Genomic DNA, 5,647 nt, shown 5'->3' with positions numbered 1-5,647 from the left:
TGAATTGGTTGTTTTGGCTGGTTTCGTGTCGCTTCGGTGGTGCGGGGCTGGTTTTTTACAGCTGGTTTCAAATTTTGTGCAGCTCTTCTGCCGTTATTTCCGGTGGTTGTGGTTGTGTCTGTTTTTGTTTTACTTCAACGGAGAGTTTGATCCTGGCTCAGGATGAACGCTGGCGGCGTGCTTAACACATGCAAGTCGAACGATGATCTCCAGCTTGCTGGGGGGATTAGTGGCGAACGGGTGAGTAACACGTGAGTAACCTGCCCTTGACTCTGGGATAAGCCTGGGAAACTGGGTCTAATACCGGATATGACCGGCCACCGCATGGTGTGTTGGTGGAAAGCTTTTGCGGTTTTGGATGGACTCGCGGCCTATCAGCTTGTTGGTGGGGTAATGGCCTACCAAGGCGACGACGGGTAGCCGGCCTGAGAGGGTGACCGGCCACACTGGGACTGAGACACGGCCCAGACTCCTACGGGAGGCAGCAGTGGGGAATATTGCACAATGGGCGAAAGCCTGATGCAGCGACGCCGCGTGAGGGATGACGGCCTTCGGGTTGTAAACCTCTTTCAGTAGGGAAGAAGCTTTCGGGTGACGGTACCTGCAGAAGAAGCGCCGGCTAACTACGTGCCAGCAGCCGCGGTAATACGTAGGGCGCAAGCGTTATCCGGAATTATTGGGCGTAAAGAGCTCGTAGGCGGTTTGTCGCGTCTGCTGTGAAAGACCGGGGCTCAACTCCGGTTCTGCAGTGGGTACGGGCAGACTAGAGTGATGTAGGGGAGACTGGAATTCCTGGTGTAGCGGTGAAATGCGCAGATATCAGGAGGAACACCGATGGCGAAGGCAGGTCTCTGGGCATTAACTGACGCTGAGGAGCGAAAGCATGGGGAGCGAACAGGATTAGATACCCTGGTAGTCCATGCCGTAAACGTTGGGCACTAGGTGTGGGGGACATTCCACGTTTTCCGCGCCGTAGCTAACGCATTAAGTGCCCCGCCTGGGGAGTACGGCCGCAAGGCTAAAACTCAAAGGAATTGACGGGGGCCCGCACAAGCGGCGGAGCATGCGGATTAATTCGATGCAACGCGAAGAACCTTACCAAGGCTTGACATGAACCGGTAACGCCTGGAAACAGGTGCCCCGCTTGCGGTCGGTTTACAGGTGGTGCATGGTTGTCGTCAGCTCGTGTCGTGAGATGTTGGGTTAAGTCCCGCAACGAGCGCAACCCTCGTTCCATGTTGCCAGCACGTAGTGGTGGGGACTCATGGGAGACTGCCGGGGTCAACTCGGAGGAAGGTGGGGACGACGTCAAATCATCATGCCCCTTATGTCTTGGGCTTCACGCATGCTACAATGGCCGGTACAAAGGGTTGCGATACTGTGAGGTGGAGCTAATCCCAAAAAGCCGGTCTCAGTTCGGATTGGGGTCTGCAACTCGACCCCATGAAGTCGGAGTCGCTAGTAATCGCAGATCAGCAACGCTGCGGTGAATACGTTCCCGGGCCTTGTACACACCGCCCGTCAAGTCACGAAAGTTGGTAACACCCGAAGCCGGTGGCCTAACCCTTGTGGGGGGAGCCGTCGAAGGTGGGACCGGCGATTGGGACTAAGTCGTAACAAGGTAGCCGTACCGGAAGGTGCGGCTGGATCACCTCCTTTCTAAGGAGCACCATCATCGCCCTTTTGCTGTCCGCATGGATGGTGCGGGGGTGGGTGGAAGCAAAGCCCATTGCGCAGGCGTCTGTTCTGCGGTGGGTGCTCATGGGTGGAATATCAGCAGATAGCGGCCGGTGGTTTCTTTTCCTGCCCTTAGTACGGATGCTTTCGAGTGTTTTGGAACGGTGCGGGTGGGGGAGGGCCGGTTTTCGTGTTTGGCACACTGTTGGGTCCTGAGGCAACAGGGCCGCGGCCTGCGGGCCCCCTTTGGGGGGGTGCGGGGTTGCGGGTTTGGTGTTTCTGGTTTCCTGGCTGCATGTCTTCGTGCGTTTGGGCTGTTCCTGTCCTTTTTGTGGCGGGGGTGGTTGGTGCGGGGGGTGTGGTACGGGGTTGTTGTTTGAGAACTACATAGTGGACGCGAGCATCTGACACGGGCAGGCCTTTTGTGCTTGTTTGTGTCTACAGCAATTTCTTTTTGATGAACCTGGATCCGGCCGTGCTTCGGCGTGGTTGGTTTCCGTGGTTCTCTCGAAATGTTTTTGATCTTTGTGTGGTCAAGTTTTTAAGGGCACACGGTGGATGCCTTGGCATTAGGAGCCGAAGAAGGACGTAGGAATCTGCGATAAGCCTGGGGGAGTTGATAACCGAACTTTGATCCCAGGATGTCCGAATGGGGAAACCCCGCCAGACGCTGTGAGGTGATCTGGTGACCCGCATCTGAACACATAGGGTGCGTGGGGGGAACGCGGGGAAGTGAAACATCTCAGTACCCGCAGGAAGAGAAAACAAGAGTGATTCCGTTAGTAGTGGCGAGCGAACGCGGATGAGGCTAAACCGTTCCATGTGTGATAGCCGGCGGGCGTTGCATGGGCGGGGTTGTGGGACTTTCCGTATTGGTTCTGCCGGACCGGTGGGGTGAGAGCACGAGCATAGGTGAACGGTCTTGAAAGGCCGGCCGTAGAGGGTGGGAGCCCCGTAACCGTAATGTTGTGTGCCGCCTGGAGAGGATCCCAAGTAGCACGGGGCCCGAGAAATCCCGTGTGAATCTGTCAGGACCACCTGATAAGCCTAAATACTTCCTAATGACCGATAGCGGACCAGTACCGTGAGGGAAAGGTGAAAAGTACCCCGGGAGGGGAGTGAAACAGTACCTGAAACCGTGTGCTTACAATCCGTCGGAGCAGTCGTGAGTAATCACAAGTAACTGTGACGGCGTGCCTTTTGAAGAATGAGCCTGCGAGTTAGTGTTACGTCGCGAGGTTAACCCGTGTGGGGTAGCCGTAGCGAAAGCGAGTCTGAACAGGGCGTTCGTAGTGGCGTGATCTAGACCCGAAGCGGAGTGATCTACCCATGGCCAGGTTGAAGCGACGGTAAGACGTCGTGGAGGACCGAACCCACTTCAGTTGAAAATGGAGGGGATGAGCTGTGGGTAGGGGTGAAAGGCCAATCAAACTCCGTGATAGCTGGTTCTCCCCGAAATGCATTTAGGTGCAGCGTTGCGTGTTTCTTGCCGGAGGTAGAGCTACTGGATGGCCGATGGGCCCTACAAGGTTACTGACGTCAGCCAAACTCCGAATGCCGGTAAGTGAGAGCGCAGCAGTGAGACTGTGGGGGATAAGCTTCATAGTCGAGAGGGAAACAGCCCAGACCACCAACTAAGGCCCCTAAGCGTGTGCTAAGTGGGAAAGGATGTGGAGTTGCGAAGACAACCAGGAGGTTGGCTTAGAAGCAGCCATCCTTGAAAGAGTGCGTAATAGCTCACTGGTCAAGTGATTCCGCGCCGACAATGTAGCGGGGCTCAAGTACACCGCCGAAGTTGTGGATTTCAGATAGTAGACAAGCCTTCGTGGTTCAGTCGTCTGGAGTGGTAGGGGAGCGTCGTGTGGGCGGTGAAGTCGCGGTGTAAACCAGCGGTGGAGCCTACACGAGTGAGAATGCAGGCATGAGTAGCGAAAGACGGGTGAGAAACCCGTCCGCCGAATGATCAAGGGTTCCAGGGTCAAGCTAATCTGCCCTGGGTAAGTCGGGACCTAAGGCGAGGCCGACAGGCGTAGTCGATGGACAACGGGTTGATATTCCCGTACCGGTGAAGGACCGCCCATGCCAAGCGGGGGATACTAACCGCCCGGAGCCTGCCCAAGCACCCTTGTGGTGTGAGGGTTTTGGCCGAGCGCGGGACCTGATCCCGGGAGGTAAGCGTATTAACAGGTGTGACGCAGGAAGGTAGCCGGGCCGGGCGATGGTTGCCCCGGTCTAAGGATGTAGGGTCAGCGATAGGCAAATCCGTCGCTGTGTCTTTGATGACGTTCCTGAGATCTGACGGGACCCCCGCGAGGGGGGATCCGGTGATCCTATGCTGCCTAGAAAAGCATCGACGCGAGGTCCCAGCCGCCCGTACCCCAAACCGACACAGGTGATCAGGTAGAGAATACCAAGGCGATCGAGAGAATTATGGTTAAGGAACTCGGCAAAATGCCCCCGTAACTTCGGGAGAAGGGGGGCCCCAACCTTGAACACCACTTGCTGGTGGGAGGGGATCGGGGCCGCAGAGACCAGGGGGAAGCGACTGTTTACTAAAAACACAGGTCCGTGCGAAGTCGCAAGACGATGTATACGGACTGACTCCTGCCCGGTGCTGGAAGGTTAAGAGGACCGGTTAGCCGCAAGGCGAAGCTGAGAATTCAAGCCCCAGTAAACGGCGGTGGTAACTATAACCATCCTAAGGTAGCGAAATTCCTTGTCGGGTAAGTTCCGACCTGCACGAATGGAGTAACGACTTCCCCGCTGTCTCAACCATAAACTCGGCGAAATTGCAGTACGAGTAAAGATGCTCGTTACGCGCAGCAGGACGGAAAGACCCCGAGACCTTTACTATAGTTTGGTATTGGTGTTCGGAGTGGCTTGTGTAGGATAGGTGGGAGACGTTGAAGCCCGGACGCCAGTTCGGGTGGAGTCATCGTTGAAATACCACTCTGGTCACTTTGGACATCTAACTTCGGCCCGTGATCCGGGTCAGGGACAGTGCCTGATGGGTAGTTTAACTGGGGCGGTTGCCTCCTAAAAAGTAACGGAGGCGCCCAAAGGTTCCCTCAGCCTGGTTGGCAATCAGGTGTCGAGTGTAAGTGCACAAGGGAGCTTGACTGTGAGAGAGACATCTCAAGCAGGGACGAAAGTCGGGACTAGTGATCCGGCGGTACATTGTGGAATGGCCGTCGCTCAACGGATAAAAGGTACCTCGGGGATAACAGGCTGATCTTGCCCAAGAGTCCATATCGACGGCATGGTTTGGCACCTCGATGTCGGCTCGTCGCATCCTGGGGCTGGAGTAGGTCCCAAGGGTTGGGCTGTTCGCCCATTAAAGCGGTACGCGAGCTGGGTTTAGAACGTCGTGAGACAGTTCGGTCCCTATCCGCTGCGCGCGCAGGAAATTTGAGAAGGGCTGTCCTTAGTACGAGAGGACCGGGACGGACGAACCTCTGGTGTGTCAGTTGTACTGCCAAGTGCACCGCTGATTAGCTACGTTCGGATGGGATAACCGCTGAAAGCATCTAAGCGGGAAGCTCGCTTCAAGATGAGATTTCCATACACCTCGTGTGTGAGAGGCCCCCAGCCAGACCACTGGGTTGATAGGCCGGATGTGGAAGACAGGACCAAAGACTGTTGAAGCTGACCGGTACTAATAGGCCGACAACTTACACCACACAAACACAAGCTGCTTGCGTCCACTATGTGGTTCCCGAACAACAAACACCCGTCACGGCTGTTTGCCCGTTCCAGGAACCAACCACAACTGAATAACAACACCACAATGTTGTAACCAGTCTTCCCACACCACCACCCCCCCGGGGGCGGCGGTGACGGGTAACAGGGTTACGGCGGTCATAGCGTGGGGGAAACGCCCGGTCCCATTCCGAACCCGGAAGCTAAGACCCACAGCGCCGATGGTACTGCACCCGGGAGGGTGTGGGAGAGTAGGACACCGCCGGACAAC

3 rRNA genes are annotated in these 5,647 nt (G+C 56.3%); all 3 read left to right on the top strand.

The features are described from left to right. Positions 1–134: 134 nt before the first annotated feature. The 3 genes from OOZ51_RS22175 (at position 135) to rrf (ending at position 5,644) form a co-directional block, all read left to right on the top strand. Positions 135–1,659: ribosomal RNA gene (locus OOZ51_RS22175) — 16S ribosomal RNA — on the top strand. A gap of 549 nt (positions 1,660–2,208) precedes the next feature. Beyond that, positions 2,209–5,357 (top strand): 23S ribosomal RNA (locus OOZ51_RS22170). 170 nt (positions 5,358–5,527) lie between these two features. Then, positions 5,528–5,644, top strand: a 5S ribosomal RNA gene (gene rrf, locus OOZ51_RS22165). Together the 16S, 23S and 5S rRNA genes form the textbook arrangement of a ribosomal RNA operon. Positions 5,645–5,647: the final 3 nt, after the last annotated feature.

Origin of the sequence: Arthrobacter rhizophilus (assembly GCF_026241105.1) — a bacterium.
Lineage (GTDB): Bacteria > Actinomycetota > Actinomycetes > Actinomycetales > Micrococcaceae > Arthrobacter.
Note: the sequence above shows the minus strand (reverse complement) of the source record. Positions and strands in the feature narration are given on the sequence as shown.